We start from the raw sequence: 17,466 nt of genomic DNA on the forward strand, positions 1-17,466 counted from the left end.
CGCCACCGGACTCACAGGTCGAACCAGAAAATCATGCGGCAAAAGTAGCCGCGCGCTTCGATGTTCACCATCAGGTCGATCGTCAAGCGGCACTCGAGCGTCATATGCAGCTCGCCGTCATCGGTGGCTGCGACCGCACGCCGGAACTCGGCCAGCGTGAGCCAGCTGCAACGCGAGTAGTGCGGTGCCGAGATAAAGTCCGGCCGGTAGACGAGCGGATGACTTTCTCCCGCCCGCAGCGCCTCGTCCGCCTCCGATCGTGCAATCGATGGCATTGCCAGCGCACTGTCCATATCGTCATCGTCGATGACATGCAGCCCATAGTGAAAATTCGCCATTCCCGATGCCGGCTCGGGAAATCCACGTGCAGCAACGAGGCCGTCGCGCTTATGCCGGTTGTTCATCGCATTGAAGAGGGACGAACGTCTCGGCCACTCAAAAAATGCGATCGCCTGCGGAGCGACGAATTGTTCGGTATCCGATGCCTCCACCACCAAATGAATATCTGCGCCCATCCTGGTCCTTATCAATCGGTTAGCGTGCGGGGATGCTTACATTCTCGTCATCACGAAATTGCCTGTGCTGGAACAGGTAAAACCCATATTGCACCAGCTGCCGCGCAGGATGCCGTCCTTGTCGATAGTGCCGCTCAGCGAGATCCGGTGATGGGAAAGCCCTCCCTGGAAGATCATCTCAACGCGGTCCTCGCTCAGGACGGTGCCAGCCGCGTCATTGAACATATATGCCGCCATCCAGCCATTGTCCGGAGCGTATACATCTTTGGCCACCTCTGTTGCCCAATAACCCAGGAAGGGCCGCCAATCGATATGAAAGCTGCCGTACTCCGGGTACAGGGCCTTATCCGGATCGGATGGCGCCGTCACACGCGCCCACAAGCCCGACCTGAACCGAACCGTCCCGCTGATAGTGCTTGCGGATACAGTCGAGGGCGTGCCCGGATCAATCGTCAACTCTACCCTCCACTTGCCTGCCAGTTGGCAGCACGGCGGTGGCGCTTTGGCTAGCTTGACGATCAACCGCGTGGTCTTGCCGGCCTCGACGGCAACATCTCGCCGTTGCACCAGCAGTTCGGTCCGACCGATGTCGACCGTCACAACACCCGGCACCAGCAGCGCCAGTCCAAACTCGCCCGACGCTCCCGTCCGGTCAGAAACGTAGTCCGACGTGGGGCTGTCGTGGTCGGCAGAGACCAGCACACCCTGAAGCGGCAAGCCAGTTTCCAGATCGACGACCTTGCCCTGGATGGCTCCTGTCGTGCGCGCCTCCTCAACAGTAAAGGCGCGACGGGCAGTCACTTCCGAACCGAACTGCACCTCCCTGGGCAGGGACCAGCCCCACACGACGAGCGCGAGCAATATCAACAACAGGCCGATGCGAAGCACGGCGACGACACGACGCGACATGAACCGGACGCGGCTCGCCGCAATTTGAGGTATCAATAGTGCTTTCTGAAAGGGTTGTGGCAAATACGCTGGCAAGCATCACCGGCGGCGCGGATGCAAAGGCAGACGCCGCGCACCAGGTTTTTCGAGGCCCTGAAGTCGAACCAGAAAATCATGCGGCAAAAGTACCCACGCTCTTCGATGTTGGCGATCATGCCGATGGTCGGGCGGCACTCCAGCGACAAACCCCGTTCCACGTGGCCTGCGCCTGCCACCACGAGCCTGAACTCGGACAGCGTCAACCAGCTGCATCGTGAAAATGGGACGCAGAGATAAGAAATGAATATCTGCGCCCATCGCTACTCTTGTCGAGGTCTGGCGCCACTGCGTGGCGCGAGGTTCCGCCGGTTGTATCAAACCGGTCACAGGAGGCGCCACGATGCCAGATCCGCGAACATCCTCCCAAGCTCATTGCGCCCATTCCACGTCAACCAGATGCGCAACGTGGCGCAGAACGATAACACGCCGTATTGATGAATTGCCAATTTCAGCTCATACTCGCTCCCTGCACCGAAATATTGCCAATTTGCACTAAAATTTAACGAAAGCCACACCTCAACATGAATAAAATTTCGCTTTGCTGCCTCCTTTCGCTTGCCTTCCTCAATACCGCCTCTGCGGCGGAAGAGGCGGCGCCACAGTCCGATCCGAACAATTTCTGCTTTTTCGCTGGCGTCCCGCCAGCCGAGTTCACCTACACGGTGCTAAGGAAAGTCAAAGTGGCTAAGGGGACGTATGGCGGCGTTGCGGAGCTCCTTGGGGAATTGTCCCAACGCGCCAGAGCGGAAGGTGGCGACGCCATTATTAACTATGCCGGCTCGCAGCGCTTTGGCTTTTTCCCATGGCGCCTGGTACGTCCCGTGGTGCGCGGCCAGTCGATCAAGTGGACCGGTGCCGCCCCCAATTGCGAACAGGCTGGCGGATCGACGCTCGCGACAATCGTCCGGACAAACAAGGCCCCCGACCAATCCGGTCAACCAGCTGCACCCGAAACCCCGGCGGCTCAATAAACGTCCCGTCGCCTTGTGATGGCAGCCATGCCGCATGGCGAAGCGGCCAGCTGCCCCGCATCAACAGAGTGCCCGATCGCGGATCGACGAATGCGCCCGTGCGTCTGCGCTGTGCCATCCGATCGACGCCCCTAACCGACCCTATCCCATGTTGACCAACTCTCTCAATTCCGGGCACAGCCCCATACGCGCCGTCATCATCGATCTCGATGGCACCATGCTCGACACCCTGCCCGACTTCCACGTGGCCATCAACGCCATGCGCGGGCAATTCGGCTACGCGCCGATCACGCAGCAGCAAATCGCGCTGATGATCGGCAAAGGCTCCGAAAACCTGATCCGCAGCGTCCTCGCGCTGGACAACGACGCCGCCGGCGTCGAACAGCGCTTCGCCGACGCCATGGCCTCCTACCAAAGCCACTACCTGGCCATTAACGGCGACCATAGCGCGCTATATGACGGTGTGATCGACGGCCTGGAAGCGATGAAAGCCGACGGCCTGCGCCTGGCCTGCGTGACCAACAAGCCGATTGCCTTCGCCACCCCGCTGCTGGCGCAAAAGGGCCTAGCGCCGTATTTCGAGGTGGTCTACGGGGGCGACTCGCTGCCGCGCAAAAAGCCCGACCCGATGCCGCTGCTGCAGGTCTGCGCCGACTTCGACCTGGCGCCCTCGCAAGTGGTGGCCATCGGCGACTCTTCCAACGACGCCGAGGCGGCGCGCGCGGCCGGCTGCTTTGTGCTGACGGTACCGTATGGTTACAACCACGGGCGGGCTATACACGAAACCGATTCCGATGGTATAGTTATCTCACTTGTAGATGCTGCAACGCGGATTCGTTCGCACAACAACAACGCAAACTAAAACCTCCACCACATATGTTTTTCATCAAAAAACACAATGTCACCCAAACCGGCTCGATTGAGGCCTGGCTTTGGCGACGCTGGCAATCCTGGGCTAAGTGACCCCGTATTGATTGCTGTCGGCCGCCTTTTTGCGCCGGCAGGTTTTTTGAAACCCACCGCCCGCAAACACGCCATGGCGGCATGGAGAAAAGCATGACCGAACTCGAATTCAAATCGCTGGCCAACGAAGGCTTCAACCGCATTCCATTGATTTCGGAAGCCTTCGCCGATCTCGAAACGCCCCTCACGCTCTACCTCAAGCTGGCCCAGACCCAGAACGCCGGAAAGAACACCTTCCTGCTCGAATCGGTGGTCGGCGGCGAGCGTTTTGGCCGCTATTCCTTCATCGGCCTGCCCGCCACGACGGTGCTGCGCACCTTTGGCGCGCGCACCGAGATCGTCAAGAACGGCAGCGTGATCGAAACCCACGACGGCAATCCGCTCGACTTCATCGAACAGTACCAGGCGCGCTTCAAAGTGGCGCTGCGTCCGGGCCTGCCGCGCTTTTGCGGTGGCCTGGCCGGCTACTTCGGCTACGACACCGTGCGCCACATCGAGCGCAAGCTGGCCGACACCCAGCCGAAGGACGACCTGGGCCTGCCCGACATCCAACTGATGGTGACCGAGGAACTGGCGGTCATCGACAACCTGTCCGGCAAGCTGTATCTGATCGTGTACGCCGACACCGCGCAACCGGAAGCCTATTCCAAAGCCCGCCAGCGCCTGAAAGACCTGCGCATGATGCTGCGCCGTGGCGTCGACGCGCCGGTCACATCGAGCTCGGTGCGTACCGAGGCGGTGCGCGACTTCAGCAAAGAGGATTACCTCAAGGCGGTCGCGCGCGCCCACGAATACGTGATGGCGGGAGACCTGATGCAGGTGCAGATCGGCCAGCGCATCCGCAAGCCGTACGTGGACAATCCACTGACCCTGTACCGCGCCCTGCGTTCCTTGAATCCATCGCCGTACATGTACTTCTATAACTTCGGCGACATGCAGATCGTCGGCGCCTCGCCCGAGATTTTGGTGCGCAACGAGACTGCGTCCGACGGCACCAAAAAAGTCACCCTGCGCCCGATCGCCGGCACCCGTCCACGCGGCGCCACGCCGGAGCGCGACGCCGAATTGTCGAAAGAGCTGCTGGCCGACCCGAAAGAGATTGCCGAACACGTCATGCTGATCGACCTGGCGCGCAATGACCTGGGGCGCATCTCCGAGACCGGCAGCGTCAAGGTCACAGAACGCATGGTCGTCGAAAAATACTCGCATGTGCAGCACATCGTCTCGAACGTCGAAGGCACGCTCAAGGACGGCATGTCCAACCTGGACGTGCTGCGCGCGACCTTCCCGGCCGGCACCCTGACTGGCGCGCCGAAAGTGCGCGCCATGGAAGTGATCGACGAACTCGAACCGACCAAGCGCGGCATCTACGGCGGCGCCTGCGGTTACCTATCGTTTGGCGGCGAGATGGATGTGGCGATCGCGATCCGCACCGGCGTCATCAAGGACGGCATGCTGTACGTGCAGGCCGCCGCGGGCATTGTGGCCGATTCGATTCCAGAAATGGAATGGCAGGAAACCGAAAACAAGGCGCGCGCGGTCCTGCGCGCAGCCGAGCAAGTGCAAGACGGCCTGGATGGGGAGATCTGAGATGCTGCTGATGATCGATAACTACGACTCGTTCACCTACAACCTGGTGCAGTATTTCGGTGAGTTGGGCGAAGACGTGCGTACCGTGCGCAACGACGAAATCACGATCGACGAGATCAGCGCGATGCAGCCGGACCGCATCTGCATCTCGCCCGGTCCCAAGACCCCGGCCGAAGCCGGGATCTCGATCTCCATCCTGGAGCAGTTCAAGGGCAAGCTGCCGATTCTCGGCGTGTGCCTCGGCCACCAGGCCATCGGCGCCGCGTTCGGCGGCAAGGTCATTCGCGCCAAGCAGGTCATGCATGGCAAAACTTCAGTGATCGCGCACACCGGCGTGGGCGTGTTCAAGAATCTTCCGAGTCCGTTTACGGTCATCCGCTACCACTCGCTGGCGATCGAGCGCGCGTCGCTCCCGGCCTGCCTGGAAGTGACGGCATGGACCGACGACGGCGAGATCATGGGCGTGCGGCACAGGCAATTCGATATCGAGGGTGTGCAGTTCCACCCCGAATCGATCCTGTCCGAGCATGGCCATGCCCTGCTGAAGAATTTTCTCGAACGCTAACGCCTGCCCGGATCAAGGAGCTGTCATGCCGATCACCCCACAAGAAGCACTGCTGCGCTGCATCGAACACCGCGAAATTTTCCACGACGAGATGCTGCACCTGTTCCGCCAGATCATGTCAGGCGAAATGTCGCCGACCATGATTGCCGCGCTCACGCTCGGCCTGCGCGTGAAAAAGGAAACCATTGGCGAAATCGCCGCCGCCGCGCAAGTGATGCGCGAGTTCTCGACAAAAGTGCCGATGGCCGACACCACCCACCTGCTCGACATCGTCGGCACCGGTGGCGACGGCGCCCACACCTTCAATATTTCGACCACGGCGATGTTCGTGGCCGCCGCCGCCGGCGCGCGCGTGGCCAAGCACGGCGGGCGCAGCGTGTCATCGTCGTCCGGCAGCGCCGACGTGATCGAGTCGCTGGGCGCGAACATCAACCTCTCGCCCGAGCAGATCGCGCAGTCGATCGCGCAGACCGGCATCGGCTTCATGTTCGCACCGAACCACCATGCCGCCATGAAGCACGCGGCGCCGGTGCGGCGCGAACTGGGCGTGCGCACCATTTTCAATATCCTCGGGCCGCTGACCAATCCGGCCGGCGCGCCGAATATCCTGATGGGCGTGTTCCACCAGGATCTGGTGGGCATCCAGGTGCGCGTGTTGCAGCGCCTCGGCGCACAGCATGCGGTGGTGGTGTATGGGCGCGACAATATGGATGAAGTCTCGCTGGGCGCGGCCACCATGGTCGGTGAACTGGTCAACGGCGAAATCCGCGAATACGAGATTCATCCCGAAGACTTCGGCCTGCCGATGATCGCCAGCCGCAACCTGAAGGTGGCGAACGCGGAAGAGTCGAAGATCAAGATGATGGAAGCGCTCAACGGCGAGCCGGGTGCGGCCTACGATATCGTGGCGCTCAATGCGGGGACGGCCTTGTATGCGGCTGGCGTAGCCAGTTCGATTGAAGATGGCCTGAAAAAGGCCCGCGAGGCGATCGAATCGGGCGCCGCGCGGGCCAAGGTTGACCAGTTCGTTCAGGTGACGCAGCAGCTGGCCGCATAGCTGCCGCTCCGTCGTTCCCGCGAAGGCGGGAACCCAAGTCTGCTCCACACCCGCTGGCGGCGCGGCGAACTTGGGTCCCCGCCTGCGCGGGGACGACGGCGCATAAAAAAGGACATCATCCCCATGTTCGGCATCCACGACCTCCCCCTGTTCATCCTCTCCGGCCTGCTGCTCAACATCATGCCCGGCCCCGACTCGCTGCTGATCATGACGCGCAGCGCCACCCAGGGCTGGCGCGCCGGCGTGGCCGCCACACTGGGCATCGGCGCCGGCACCATGATCCATATTCTCGCTGCGGCACTCGGCCTGTCCGCCATCCTCGCCACGTCGGCAACCGCCTTCATGGTCGTCAAGTACATCGGCGCGGCGTACATCATCTACATGGCGATCGGCCTGCTGCGCAGCAAACGGCGCGACCCGGCTGCACCGATCACCGTGGCACCCCTGCCCTACGCGAAAATCTTCGCCCAGGGCTTCCTGACGAATGTGCTGAATCCCAAGGTAGCTGTCTTCTTCCTCGCCTTCGTGCCGCAGTTTATCTCGCCCGACGCGCCCGGCAAGGCGCTGGCCTTTGTCATCCTCGGCTGCATCTTCAACCTGAACGGCATGCTGTGGTGTACCTCGCTCGCCTTGTTCACGGCGCAGGCCAGTGCGCGCATCAAGATCAACCCGAGCGTGTCGCTGTGGCTTAACCGCGTCACCGGTGGCCTGTTCATCTGGCTCGGCATCAAGCTCGCGCTCTCCAAACCAAACTAAGGCCTCTCCATGTCCGATATCCTCAACAAAATCCTGGCGGTCAAGGCTGACGAAGTCGCCGCCGCCAAAAAACACCGCGACCTGGCCAGCCTGCGCCGCGACGTCGAAACCGATGCCACCTTGCGCAGCGGCCTGCGCGGCTTCGAAGCAAGCCTGCGCAAGCACATTGCAGCCGGCCACGCGGGCGTGATCGCCGAAGTCAAAAAAGCCTCACCCTCAAAAGGCGTGCTGCGCGCCGACTTCCGTCCCGCGAACATCGCCGAGAGCTACGCGCGCCACGGCGCGGCGTGCCTGTCGGTGCTGACCGACGTGCAGTTCTTCCAGGGCCAGGTCGAGTACCTGAAACAGGCGCGCGCCGCCTGCGAGATTCCGGTGATCCGCAAGGACTTCATGATCGATATGTACCAGGTCTACGAAGCGCGCGCGATGGGCGCCGATGCGATTTTGCTGATCGTGTCGGCCCTGGACCACGGCCTGATGGCCGAACTGGAAGCCTGCGCGCACGAACTGGGCATGGACGTGCTGGTGGAGGTTCACGACGGCGACGAACTGACGGCCGCGCTCAAGCTCGATACGAAGCTGGTCGGCATCAACAACCGCAACCTGCGCACCTTCGAGACATCGCTGCAAACGACCATCGACCTGCTGCCGCGCATCCCGGCCGAGAAACTGGTGGTCACCGAATCGGGCATCATGGGGCCAGGCGACGTCAAGCGCATGCGTGACGCCAATGTACATGCCTTCCTGGTCGGCGAAGCGTTCATGCGCGCGCCGGAACCGGGTGTGGAGTTACAGCGCCTGTTCAGCTGACCAGGCCTTCTCATTGCCCGCCGCGCGAGCGGCGGGCGCCCGTATCAACGCGGCGCGCTCGGACGCGCCAGACCCGCCACTTTCTTGCGCTCGTCGACCAGCGTCAGTTTCACATCCGGCACGCGGTCGCCCTGCAACTGCACGGAGAACGTCATCAGCTCGTCGCGCCGGAAGGCGTGCACGCCGACCGTGTCGCCCACCTTGTAGCGCGACAGCAGCGCATCCAGGTTGGCCGGGCTGCCCGCCACCCGCAAGCCTTCCACCGCCACCAGAATGTCGCCCGCCGACAGGCCCGCGCGATGGGCGGCGCCGCCTTCGTGCACCTGCGTCAGTTTGCAGTCGCCGCCATCGCGCCCGATACCGACGTCGAAGGCCGGCTTGGCGTTCTTGCGTACGTCTTCCAGCTTGACGCCGAACGGCCCATACAGCCTTGCCAGCGGCAGGTCGGCCGTGCCGCGCACGTATTTGTCGAACAGCGGCTTGAGTTTCAGGCCGCTGATCTCGTCGAACAGCGCCTCGACTTCGGCGTCGGTCACGCCACGGCCCACGCTAGGATAAAAATCGCGCCCGTAACGCTGCCACAGCGCCAGCATCACGTCGTCAAGCGACTTCTTGCCCTCGGTCTTGGCGCGGATGGTCAGGTCGAACGCGAGTGCGATCAGCGAACCCTTGCCGTAGTAGCTGACGATGGCATTCGGCGCGTTCTCGTCCTGGCGGTAGTATTTGCCCCAGGCGTCGAAGCTGGAATCGGCCACGCTTTGCTTGGTGCGCCCGCTCCCGCGCAGCACGCCGCTGACGGCTTTGCCGAGCAGCTTGAGGTAGGCCGCTTCGCCAATGATGCCGCTGCGGACCAGCATCAGGTCATCGTAGTAGCTGGTGAAGCCTTCGAACAGCCAAAGCAGCGGGGTGTAGGTTTCGTTTTGCAGGTCATACGGCGCAAACGCTGCCGGCTTGATGCGCTTGACGTTCCAGGTATGAAAATACTCGTGGCTGCACAGGCCGAGGAATTTGAGGTAGCCCTCGCCGATGTCGGCCACCTTGGGCGCGACGGTGCTGGGCAGGTCGGCGCGCGTGCAAATCAGCGCGGTCGAGGCGCGGTGTTCCAGCCCGCCGTAGCCGTCGCCCACGGCCAAGGTGAGGAAGACGTAGCGGTCCATCGGCGCGCGCCGGGAGCGCGGCTCGAAAAAAGCGATCTGGGTTTCGCAGATGGCTTTCAGGTCGGCTTGCAGGCGCGCCATGTCGAGGTTGGGCACGCGGCCCGAGACGACGATGTCGTGCGCGATGCCGTGCGCCTTGAAGGTGGCCAGCGCAAAGTCGCCCATTTCGACCGGGTGGTCGATCAGCTCATCGTAGTCGCTAGCTACGTAGGTGCCGAAGCCGTAGCGCTTCGCGCCCAGTTCCGGCAGCGAGGTGGCCACGCGCCAGGTTTTGGCGGCGGCGTCGAGCGGGCGCTGGATGTCGACTTCGTGCGGCGTTTGCTCTTGCCCCAGCACGCGCAAATAGACGCTGGTGCCGTTGAAGAAGCCGTGGGTCTGGTCCAGGTGCGCGGCGCGCACCGACAGGTCCCAGGCGTAGACTTCATACTGCACGCTCAAGGCGCCAGCCACCGGGGCGGCTTGCCAGGAATGCTTGTCGAGCTTTGTCAGCGCGACCGGCTTGCCGTTCGATTCGGCGCGGATCTGGATGATATTGCGCGAAAATTCGCGGATCATGTAGCTGCCCGGGATCCACGCGGGCAGGGCAAACACCTGGCCTTCGGGCGATGGTGCGGCCACGGTGACGGTGACGTCGAACAGGTGTCCGCCCAGGTCTTTAGGAACAATGGCGTACTGGATAGCCGCCGGCTTCTTGGGTGTCGGTTTTTTCATGTTCAATGGGTAGTTCGTGGAGATGGACCAGCACAAGCTGTCCACCTTACGCGAGTGTAATGGTTTTTAACAGGTCCGCGACGGTATCGATGTCCGAAACAACGCCCGGATCGTCGACCGAAACAACACTCACCGGGTGCGCCGTGAGGATGGCGCGCGCGCCCTGGTCGCCCCGTAGCGCCAGCAGCGCCTCGCGGTGCACGCGGCCAAAGCCGACCGGGTTGCCGCGCTGGCCGGCATGCACCGGAACCGCGATCGGCGCGCCCTGCTCCAGCGCGGCGCGCAGCGCCAGCATGGTAGCGGCGCGTACATACGGCATGTCGCCCAGTGCGATCAGCCACGATGGCGCATCCGGCGGCGCATGGCCGATTGCATGCACCAGCGAGGCGGCCATGCCGCTGTCGGCGTCCGGGCAGACGGTGACGATGCAGCCGAGCGCGCGCAGGCAGTCGCCCACGCCGCCGTCGTCAGGCCGTACGACGGCGATCACTTTATCTACCGAGGAGAGTAAAACGCGGGCGCTGGCGGCGACAAGCAACTCGCCGCCAGGCAAAGGCTGGAGCAGCTTGCTCGCTGCGCCAGTCGGATCGAAACGACGCCCCCTGCCGGCGGCCAGCAGGATGCCGACAGGGGTCATGGCCGTGCGCGGGCTCAGGCGGCCTTCAGGTCGAACGGCAGCTTGCGCAGCCGCTTGCCCGTCAGCGTGAACAGCGCATTGGCAAACGCCGGCGCCAGCGGCGGCAGGCCAGGTTCGCCCATGCCGGTCGGCGCGTCGCTCGACACCACGGTGTAAACATCGACCTGCGGCATGTCGCTCATGCGCGCCACGGTGTAGTCGCCGAAGTTCTGCTGTTCGACCACGCCATCCTTGAGGGTGATGGCCGCGCCGGCCAAGGTGGTACCGAGCGCCATCAGCACCGCGCCCTGCACCTGCGCTTCGATCGTCAAGGGATTGACGACCTGGTTGCAGTGGATGCCGGCGGTGACTTTATGCAGCTTGGGTACGCCCTTGACGACGGACGCCTCGACCACGTACGCGACCACGGAGCCGAACGACGCGTGCAGCGCCACACCCCATGCGCGGCCCTTGGCCAGCTTGCGCTTGCCGTAACCGGACTTCTCGACGGCCAGGTCGAGCGCGGCCAGGTGCCGCACATGCTTTTCGCCGATCAGCTTCTTGCGATAGGCCACCGGGTCCATCTTGGCCACGTGCGCGGCTTCGTCAACCAGGGTTTCCATCACAAAGGCGGTGTGGGTCGAGCCCACGGAGCGCCACCACAGCACCGGCACGTTGGCCTTGACGTTGTGCACGGAGAGCTTCATCGGCACCTCGTACGGCGCGCCCATGCCTTCGACCATGGTGTGGTCCACGCCATTCTTGATCATGAACGGCTCGAACGGCGTGCCGCTGATGATCGACTGGCCGACGATGGCGTGATCCCACGCGAGGATATTGCCCTTGGCATCGAGGCCAATATCGGCGCGGTGCACGTGCGACGGACGGTAGTAGCCGCCCTTGATGTCGTCTTCGCGGCTCCAGATCACTTTGACCGGACCGCTTTTGCCGGCCGCCTTGTAGGCCTTGGCGACGTTGACCGCTTCAACCAGGTAGTCCGACGACGGCACCGCGCGGCGGCCAAAACCGCCGCCCGCCATCATGGTGTTAAGCGTGACCTGTTCGGCCTTCAGGCCCGCCGTGGCGGCGATTGCCGCATGGTCGACCGTTTGCATCTGGGTGCCGGCCCACACGGTGCAGCTGTCGGCCTTGAGGTCGACCACGCAGTTGAGCGGCTCCATCGGCGCGTGCGCCAGGTACGGGAATTCGTAGACGGCCGAGATTTTCTTCGGCGCGCCGGCCAGTTTGCTCACATCGGCCTGTTTGGCGACGGTGCCGGCTTTCTTGGACAGCGCCTTGAACTCGGCCATCTGCTTGCTTGTCGTGACCTTCTCGACCGTGCTGGTATCCCACTCGATCACCAGCGCCTCGCGGCCCTGCTTGGCCGGCCAGTAGCCGTCGGCGATGACCGCTACGCCACGCCCGCCGCGGTCAAGCGCGATTTCGAACACGTCGATCACGCCCTTGACGGCGCGCGCCTTGGCGGCGTCCAGCTTGGCGACCTTGGCGCCGAACACGGGCGGGTGCGCCACCACGGCCACCTTGGCGTCGGGCAGGGTGAAGTCGATGCCGAATTGCTGCTTGCCGCTCGACTTGGCCAGAGCGTCGAGGCGCTTGACCGGTTTGCCGATGAAGCGAAAATCCTTGGCGTCCTTGAGCGCCACGGTTGCCGGCATCGGCTGCTTCATGGCGGCGTCGGCCAGCGAGCCGTAGCTGGCTTTGCGTCCGTCGGGGTGCAGCACGAAACCGCTGGCGGTGCTCAACTGCGCGGGACTGGTCTTCCACTGCCCGGCGGCGGCGGCGATCAGCATGGCGCGCGCCTTGGCGCCGATTTCGCGGTACTGCATGAACGAGTGGGCGATGGTGCCCGAGCCGCCCGTGATCTGCATGCCGAATGCCGGGTCCTTGAAGACGTCGCCGGCGGGAGCCAGTTCGCCGCGCATCTGCGACCAGTCGGCGTCGAGTTCTTCGGCGATCAGCATCGGCAGCGCGGTGTGTACGCCCTGGCCGAATTCGAGCCGGTTGACCATGACGGTGACGCTGTTATCCGGCGCGATGCGCAGGAACGCGTTGGGCGCGTACACCGGCTTGACGGCGGCATCCGCCGCGCGCGCGAACTTGTTCGCGCCGGGCATGAAGAAGCCCAGCACCAGGCCACTGGTGGCGACGGCGCCGGCTTTCATGAAACTGCGGCGCGACATGCCGCCTTCAGGCGGGCGTGTCAACGCCGCCTGGTTGATCCATTCGGTACGCATGCGGCTCTCCTCAGGCTAACGTGGTCGCCGCATCCTTGATGGCCGCGCGGATTCGTTGATAGGTACCGCAGCGGCAGATATTGCCGCTCATGGCGCCGTCGATGTCGGCATCGGTCGGCTTCTTGTTGGTGCGCAGCAGGGCCGTGGCGCTCATCACCTGGCCACTCTGGCAGTAGCCGCATTGCGGCACGTCGTGGCGTACCCACGCATCCTGCACGGCCTTGCCGACCGCGTCGCCCTCCATCGCTTCGATGGTGGTGATCTTCTGGCCGGCGCAAGCCGAAATGGGCGTGATGCACGAACGGATCGCATCGCCGTTCAGGTGCACCGTGCAGGCGCCGCACAGGGCCGCGCCGCAGCCGAATTTGGTGCCCGTCATGTTCAGGTTATCGCGCAGCGCCCACAGGATGGGCGTGGCCGGATCGGCGTCGACCTGCATATCGCGGCCGTTGATATTCAAAGTAACCATGTACTGCTCCCTTGTCTTGGTACTGCGCTTTGGACTGCTGTTTTTATATGTGCTACTTTTTTGCAGCGACCGGCGCCGGTGCGGCTGCGGCGGCTGGAGCGGCAGGTTTGGCCGCCGGCTTGGCCGTCTTGTTCAGGGTGGCGAATTTGGCTTCCAGGCCCTTGGTATCGATCGCGCCCGGAATGCGGCTGCCGTCGGCGAAGAAGATCGCCGGCGTGCCCTCGATGCGCAGTTTGCGACCGAGTTCAAATACCTTGTCGTTCGGGTTGGCGCAGTTGGCGGCGGCGGCCGGCGCTGCCTTGTTATCGATCATCCAGTCATCCCAGGCCTTGTTGCGGTCCGGCGCGCACCAGATGTTCTTGGACTTGGCCGAGGAATCCTCGGACAGGATGTTGTACATGAAGGTGTACACCGTCACGTTGTCGATTTCCTTGAGCGTGGTCTGGCGGAAGCGCTTGCAGTAGCCGCAGTTCGGGTCTTCGAAGATGGCGATGGTGCGCTTGCCGTCGCCCTTGACCAGCTTGAGCGCATGCTGGAACGGCAGGTCGGCAAAATTGATCATGTTAATCTCGTCGACGCGCTCCTTGGTCAGGTTGCGCTGGGTCTTGACGTCGACCACCTGGCCGAAGATCAGGTACTCGCCGGCTTCGTCGGTGTAGATGATGTCGCCACTGGCGCGCACCTCATACAGGCCGCCGTAAGGCGTTTTTTTGATCGAATCGATCTTCATATCCTTGCCCAGGCGAGGCTCGATGCGCTTCCTGATGGTCTCTTCCAGGCTCGCTTTGGCGGGGGCGGGAGCCGGGGCGGCGTTGGCGACAGTGGCGGTCAATGCGGCCAACACAAACAGCGCGAGTTTACTTTTAGTCATAGCTTCTCCGATTTCTTTAACAGCCTACTTGCCCATGGCGTGCGACATCAGTCGACGCTTCAGCAGTGGCAACTTGTCCAGCAAATTCATTCCCAGGTTACGCGCGATGCGCACCGGCTCCAGGTTGGTGCCGAACAGACGCGCCAGGCCGTCCGTGGCGACCTGCATCAGCAGGATGTCTTCCTTGCGCGCGCGGGCGTAGCGTGCCAGCACGCGCTCGTCGCCGATGGCGCGTTGCGGCTCGCGCGCGGCGATGGTCTTGAGCAGCGCCGACACGTCGGCAAAGCCGAGGTTCATGCCGTGGCCGGCCAGCGGATGGACCACGTGGGCGGCGTCGCCCACCAGCGCCACGCGCGGCGCGACGATGGCGTGCGGGCGGATCAGCACCAGCGGCAAGTCCTTGACCGCCTCCGGTTGCAGGGGCTTGAGTTCTCCCAGCTTGTCGCCGGCCAGCACCGCCAGGCGCACGGCCAGTTCGCCCATGCTTTCGTTCATGATGGTGTCGGCCAGCGCATCGGGCGCGGACCAGACCAGCGAGACACGTTTTCCCGGCAGCGGCAGCAGCGCCACGATGCCCTCTTCGCCGGTGAACCATTGATGCGCCACGCCGTGGTGCGGTTTTTCGCAGGCGAAGTTGGCTACCACGGCGCGCTGGAGGTAGGCGCGGTAGTCGACCCCGATGTCGCACTGGCCGCGCACCCACGACTGGCCACCGTCGGCGCCGACCACCAGCGCGCTGGCGATGGCGCTGCCGTCGTCGAGATGCACGGTGGCGCCGTCAGCGTCGCTGGCCAGCCTGACCGCGCGGCCCTGTACGATGGTGACGTTGGCGGCGAAGCGCAGCGCAGCGTCGAGCGCCTGGTTCAGGTTGCGGTCTTCGACGATCCAGGCCAGTGCGCCGACATGGGCGCCAAAGGCATCGAAGGCCATCTCGCCCGGTTTGGCGCCGTCGCCGTTGACGGCCATGACGTCGACCGCCGCCACCCGATCCATGTCGAGCGCGCCCCACACCTTGAGCGTAGAGAGCAAGCCGTGCGCGGTGTGGTTGAGCGCGTAGACGCGCACATCCCAGGGCTGCTCGCCGCTCGTGGCCGCGGGGGGGATTGAAGCCGATGGCGGGACCAGCACGGTAACGCTGTGACCGGCCTGGGCGAACCCGAGGGCGGTTGTCTTGGCGATGGCGCCGTTGCCAACGATGCACACCGCGCTCTGATGACGCGCGGAAGAAGAATTTGGACTAGTCATACAGAGCATTATAGCGGCTGGCAAGCAGACAGTTTTTTGCGGCAGCCGAAGGTTTTATCGATAAAGTTGCCAGTCGGCCTTGCAAAGTGGGAATCGGGTGTCTATAATCATGCCTCTTGGCCTGGTAGCTCAGTCGGTAGAGCAGAGGATTGAAAATCCTTGTGTCGGTGGTTCGATTCCGCCCCGGGCCACCAAGAATTGAAAAATGCCGCCTTCGGGTGGCGTTTTGCATTTCTGCGCGTCACTTTCCCCCCTTCCCTTTTTGATGATCGGCCGCGGCATTGACGTCGCCGACCGCTCGCGTCGCGGCACATAGCATGGCTGTCGATGAACCGCTTTTGAACCGACCCTACTCAATCGTGCAAGCGCACACAATAGACTTGCCCAGGTGTTAACGATAAATTGGCTGCATACCGGTTCAATATCGATGCAACAGAGTGCATTCTTAATCCTTCGCATCCTGCGGCGGTCAATTTATCTAAAGGAAATCGCAATGAAAAAGTACTCATCGCAACAGCATTCTCCCTGGCATTTGGCGCTGCGAACGCAGCCGATATCGTCGATACCGCCAAGTCGGCCGGCACCTTCAACACGCTGGTAGCGGCGGTACAGGCTGCGGGCCTGGTCGACACCTTGAAGGGCCCGGGGCCGTTCACCGTGCTCGCGCCGACCGACGAAGCCTTCGCGAAAATCCCGAAAGCCAAGCTCGATGCCCTGTTGAAAGACAAAGCCGCGCTGACCAAGGCGCTCACTTATCACGTTGTACCAGGCAAAGTGATGGCGGCGGATGTGAAGCCGGGAGCGGTCAAGTCGGTTCAGGGCAGTAAGCTGACGGTCACTGCGGCGGGCGGCAAGGTCATGCTCGACAAGGCGCATGTGATCAAGACCGATATCGCGGCCGATAATGGCGTGTCCACGTGATCGATACGGTCGTGATGCCGAAATAACAGGCGGGATCGGCGGCGCGGTGCGGGCGCGCCAAGCGATGCGCGCGCAGCACTAGCCAGACCGGCCCGGGGCTGCTATGATAGCGACCCTTGGCCTGGTAGCTCAGTCGGTAGAGCAGAGGATTGAAAATCCTTGTGTCGGTGGTTCGATTCCGCCCCGGGCCACCAAGAACATTCTTTTCCCAACGCCCACTCATGCAAGTGGGCGTTGTCGTTTCTGGGATCTGTAGCCCTCGTATACCGCCTACTTCCGGTTAAGCTTACCGAGTTGTGCCGAAGAACAGCCAGCGGCAAGCTTCACTGTTTGAGCCAGTTAGGCCGGCCGAATCGTCCAACACGATCATGCAGACATTGGACAGCCTGAGCTCAGGTGTTTCCGGAGCCGGCCATGACGCTGGCGGCGGTCGACTGACTGCTGCACCACTCGACCATCTTCGAGTTAAACGTGGAGAGCTATGGGCGGCGAGCAGCGTCGGTCAGCAACGCTACCACTAAGCAGAAAACTAAGGAACAGAGAGATTAACAACACTTTGCTTCACCGGCTAAGATAATTGACGCCAACCGGCCAAGATAGTTGACGCCAACCATACATTCTTCCCACAGGCTCCTCATGACATTTACAGAACTGATCAAAGGTATCTTACGAGAACACTCTCAAGGGCAAACACCGCAGCAGATCCGCGAGATCATCAAACGCCAACACCCGACCTACTACGGTACCGAAGCTCACCAATGCAATGTGGAGAAAGGCCACTACAAGGATTTGGAGCATGCCCTACTCGCTCAAATCTACGTAACCGCGCGCAGTGGTGGCCAGTTCTATGTCGACAAATCATCCAAGCCGTTTGTCATGTCGCTAGCCTGAATTTTGCATAAAAAAGGGCAAGAATGCCGTAAGTGATTGATAAAATGTGAGTTATCCATAAAACACAATTTCAACACGAACGCACCTTGCCCGGCATGAATTCTACCTCAGAGCAG

At 62.6% G+C, this 17,466-nt stretch carries 17 protein-coding genes, 2 tRNA genes and 1 pseudogene; 11 read left to right on the forward strand and 9 right to left on the reverse strand.

The annotated features are described in order from the left end of the window. Positions 1–11 precede the first annotated feature (11 nt). From F2P46_RS32350 to F2P46_RS32360, 3 genes are read right to left on the reverse strand one after another with little or no spacing between them, the layout of a single operon-like run. On the reverse strand, positions 12–515 hold the full coding sequence (locus tag F2P46_RS32350; protein ID WP_166898176.1) for a hypothetical protein: 504 nt from the start codon (positions 513–515) through the stop codon (positions 12–14). 36 nt (positions 516–551) lie between these two features. Continuing rightward, on the reverse strand, positions 552–1,424 hold the full coding sequence (locus F2P46_RS32355) for a carboxypeptidase-like regulatory domain-containing protein (protein WP_166898178.1): 873 nt from the start codon (positions 1,422–1,424) through the stop codon (positions 552–554). Between the two features lie 32 nt (positions 1,425–1,456). Continuing rightward, a complete protein-coding gene (locus F2P46_RS32360) occupies positions 1,457–1,705 on the reverse strand; it encodes a hypothetical protein (RefSeq protein WP_166898180.1) in 249 nt (82 codons plus the stop codon). 318 nt (positions 1,706–2,023) lie between these two features. On the opposite strand from F2P46_RS32360, the gene F2P46_RS32365 reads away from it, so the two are divergent. The 7 genes from F2P46_RS32365 to trpC all read left to right on the forward strand — a co-directional run bounded on the left by F2P46_RS32365 (position 2,024) and on the right by trpC (position 8,214). Further along, entirely contained in the window at positions 2,024–2,473 is a 450-nt protein-coding gene (locus tag F2P46_RS32365) for a hypothetical protein (protein ID WP_166898181.1), read from the forward strand. A gap of 148 nt (positions 2,474–2,621) precedes the next feature. Continuing rightward, a complete protein-coding gene (locus tag F2P46_RS32370) occupies positions 2,622–3,335 on the forward strand; it encodes a phosphoglycolate phosphatase (RefSeq protein WP_166898184.1) in 714 nt (237 codons plus the stop codon). Positions 3,336–3,529: 194 nt separating this feature from the next. After that, a complete protein-coding gene (gene trpE / locus F2P46_RS32375) occupies positions 3,530–5,026 on the forward strand; it encodes an anthranilate synthase component I (protein ID WP_166898186.1) in 1,497 nt (498 codons plus the stop codon). 1 nt (position 5,027) lies between these two features. Further along, the gene (locus F2P46_RS32380) at positions 5,028–5,591 is read left to right on the forward strand and encodes an aminodeoxychorismate/anthranilate synthase component II (RefSeq protein ID WP_166898187.1); all 564 of its coding nucleotides are present in this window, start codon (positions 5,028–5,030) and stop codon (positions 5,589–5,591) included. Between the two features lie 25 nt (positions 5,592–5,616). Beyond that, positions 5,617–6,648, forward strand: a complete 1,032-nt coding sequence (gene trpD / locus F2P46_RS32385) for an anthranilate phosphoribosyltransferase (RefSeq protein ID WP_166898189.1) — start codon at positions 5,617–5,619, stop codon at positions 6,646–6,648. A 123-nt stretch (positions 6,649–6,771) separates the two neighbouring features. Beyond that, entirely contained in the window at positions 6,772–7,404 is a 633-nt protein-coding gene (locus F2P46_RS32390; protein ID WP_166898191.1) for a LysE family translocator, read from the forward strand. Between the two features lie 9 nt (positions 7,405–7,413). Beyond that, positions 7,414–8,214 carry an indole-3-glycerol phosphate synthase TrpC gene (trpC, locus tag F2P46_RS32395; RefSeq protein ID WP_166898192.1) on the forward strand — a complete coding sequence of 267 codons (801 nt, stop codon included), beginning with the start codon at positions 7,414–7,416 and terminating at the stop codon, positions 8,212–8,214. Positions 8,215–8,258: 44 nt separating this feature from the next. Here trpC and F2P46_RS32400 read toward each other — a convergent pair whose 3' ends face one another. From F2P46_RS32400 to F2P46_RS32425, 6 genes are read right to left on the reverse strand one after another with little or no spacing between them, the layout of a single operon-like run. After that, on the reverse strand, positions 8,259–10,082 hold the full coding sequence (locus F2P46_RS32400; RefSeq protein WP_166898194.1) for a M61 family metallopeptidase: 1,824 nt from the start codon (positions 10,080–10,082) through the stop codon (positions 8,259–8,261). Between the two features lie 46 nt (positions 10,083–10,128). Further along, positions 10,129–10,719, reverse strand: coding sequence for an NTP transferase domain-containing protein (locus tag F2P46_RS32405; RefSeq protein WP_166898195.1), 591 nt, complete (start codon positions 10,717–10,719; stop codon positions 10,129–10,131). A 14-nt stretch (positions 10,720–10,733) separates the two neighbouring features. Next, positions 10,734–12,953 carry a xanthine dehydrogenase family protein molybdopterin-binding subunit gene (locus F2P46_RS32410; protein WP_166898197.1) on the reverse strand — a complete coding sequence of 740 codons (2,220 nt, stop codon included), beginning with the start codon at positions 12,951–12,953 and terminating at the stop codon, positions 10,734–10,736. A 10-nt stretch (positions 12,954–12,963) separates the two neighbouring features. Continuing rightward, complete coding sequence (locus F2P46_RS32415) at positions 12,964–13,422, reverse strand: (2Fe-2S)-binding protein (protein WP_166898198.1); 459 nt, start codon at positions 13,420–13,422, stop codon at positions 12,964–12,966. Positions 13,423–13,474: 52 nt separating this feature from the next. Further along, positions 13,475–14,293 (reverse strand): DsbC family protein, encoded by an 819-nt coding sequence (locus F2P46_RS32420; RefSeq protein ID WP_166898200.1) that lies wholly within the window; start codon positions 14,291–14,293, stop codon positions 13,475–13,477. A gap of 24 nt (positions 14,294–14,317) precedes the next feature. Further along, complete coding sequence (locus F2P46_RS32425; RefSeq protein WP_166898201.1) at positions 14,318–15,538, reverse strand: FAD-dependent monooxygenase; 1,221 nt, start codon at positions 15,536–15,538, stop codon at positions 14,318–14,320. Positions 15,539–15,656: 118 nt separating this feature from the next. Here F2P46_RS32425 and F2P46_RS32430 point away from each other — a divergent pair. The 4 genes and pseudogenes from F2P46_RS32430 to F2P46_RS32450 all read left to right on the forward strand — a co-directional run bounded on the left by F2P46_RS32430 (position 15,657) and on the right by F2P46_RS32450 (position 17,350). Continuing rightward, positions 15,657–15,732: transfer RNA gene (locus tag F2P46_RS32430), tRNA-Phe, on the forward strand. Positions 15,733–16,063: 331 nt separating this feature from the next. Further along, positions 16,064–16,485, forward strand: a pseudogene (locus tag F2P46_RS32435) (fasciclin domain-containing protein). Positions 16,486–16,577: 92 nt separating this feature from the next. Next, positions 16,578–16,653: transfer RNA gene (locus F2P46_RS32440), tRNA-Phe, on the forward strand. Positions 16,654–17,095: 442 nt separating this feature from the next. Then, complete coding sequence (locus tag F2P46_RS32450; protein WP_166898203.1) at positions 17,096–17,350, forward strand: hypothetical protein; 255 nt, start codon at positions 17,096–17,098, stop codon at positions 17,348–17,350. The last annotated feature ends 116 nt before the right edge of the window (positions 17,351–17,466 follow it).

The sequence above is a fragment of the Massilia sp. CCM 8734 genome (assembly GCF_011682155.1).
Taxonomy (GTDB): domain Bacteria; phylum Pseudomonadota; class Gammaproteobacteria; order Burkholderiales; family Burkholderiaceae_D; genus Telluria_A; species Telluria_A rubra.

What these genes read in the sequence shown, in the direction of transcription:
- F2P46_RS32350 (WP_166898176.1), bottom strand. Translation starts at nt 515, where the DNA reads ATGGGCGCAGATATTCATTTGGTGGTGGAGGCATCGGATACCGAACAA.
- F2P46_RS32355 (WP_166898178.1), bottom strand. Translation starts at nt 1,424, where the DNA reads ATGTCGCGTCGTGTCGTCGCCGTGCTTCGCATCGGCCTGTTGTTGATA.
- F2P46_RS32365 (WP_166898181.1), top strand. Translation starts at nt 2,024, where the DNA reads ATGAATAAAATTTCGCTTTGCTGCCTCCTTTCGCTTGCCTTCCTCAAT.
- F2P46_RS32370 (WP_166898184.1), top strand. Translation starts at nt 2,622, where the DNA reads ATGTTGACCAACTCTCTCAATTCCGGGCACAGCCCCATACGCGCCGTC.
- trpE (WP_166898186.1), top strand. Translation starts at nt 3,530, where the DNA reads ATGACCGAACTCGAATTCAAATCGCTGGCCAACGAAGGCTTCAACCGC.
- F2P46_RS32380 (WP_166898187.1), top strand. Translation starts at nt 5,028, where the DNA reads ATGCTGCTGATGATCGATAACTACGACTCGTTCACCTACAACCTGGTG.
- trpD (WP_166898189.1), top strand. Translation starts at nt 5,617, where the DNA reads ATGCCGATCACCCCACAAGAAGCACTGCTGCGCTGCATCGAACACCGC.
- F2P46_RS32390 (WP_166898191.1), top strand. Translation starts at nt 6,772, where the DNA reads ATGTTCGGCATCCACGACCTCCCCCTGTTCATCCTCTCCGGCCTGCTG.
- trpC (WP_166898192.1), top strand. Translation starts at nt 7,414, where the DNA reads ATGTCCGATATCCTCAACAAAATCCTGGCGGTCAAGGCTGACGAAGTC.
- F2P46_RS32400 (WP_166898194.1), bottom strand. Translation starts at nt 10,082, where the DNA reads ATGAAAAAACCGACACCCAAGAAGCCGGCGGCTATCCAGTACGCCATT.
- F2P46_RS32405 (WP_166898195.1), bottom strand. Translation starts at nt 10,719, where the DNA reads ATGACCCCTGTCGGCATCCTGCTGGCCGCCGGCAGGGGGCGTCGTTTC.
- F2P46_RS32410 (WP_166898197.1), bottom strand. Translation starts at nt 12,953, where the DNA reads ATGCGTACCGAATGGATCAACCAGGCGGCGTTGACACGCCCGCCTGAA.
- F2P46_RS32415 (WP_166898198.1), bottom strand. Translation starts at nt 13,422, where the DNA reads ATGGTTACTTTGAATATCAACGGCCGCGATATGCAGGTCGACGCCGAT.
- F2P46_RS32420 (WP_166898200.1), bottom strand. Translation starts at nt 14,293, where the DNA reads ATGACTAAAAGTAAACTCGCGCTGTTTGTGTTGGCCGCATTGACCGCC.
- F2P46_RS32425 (WP_166898201.1), bottom strand. Translation starts at nt 15,538, where the DNA reads ATGACTAGTCCAAATTCTTCTTCCGCGCGTCATCAGAGCGCGGTGTGC.
- F2P46_RS32450 (WP_166898203.1), top strand. Translation starts at nt 17,096, where the DNA reads ATGACATTTACAGAACTGATCAAAGGTATCTTACGAGAACACTCTCAA.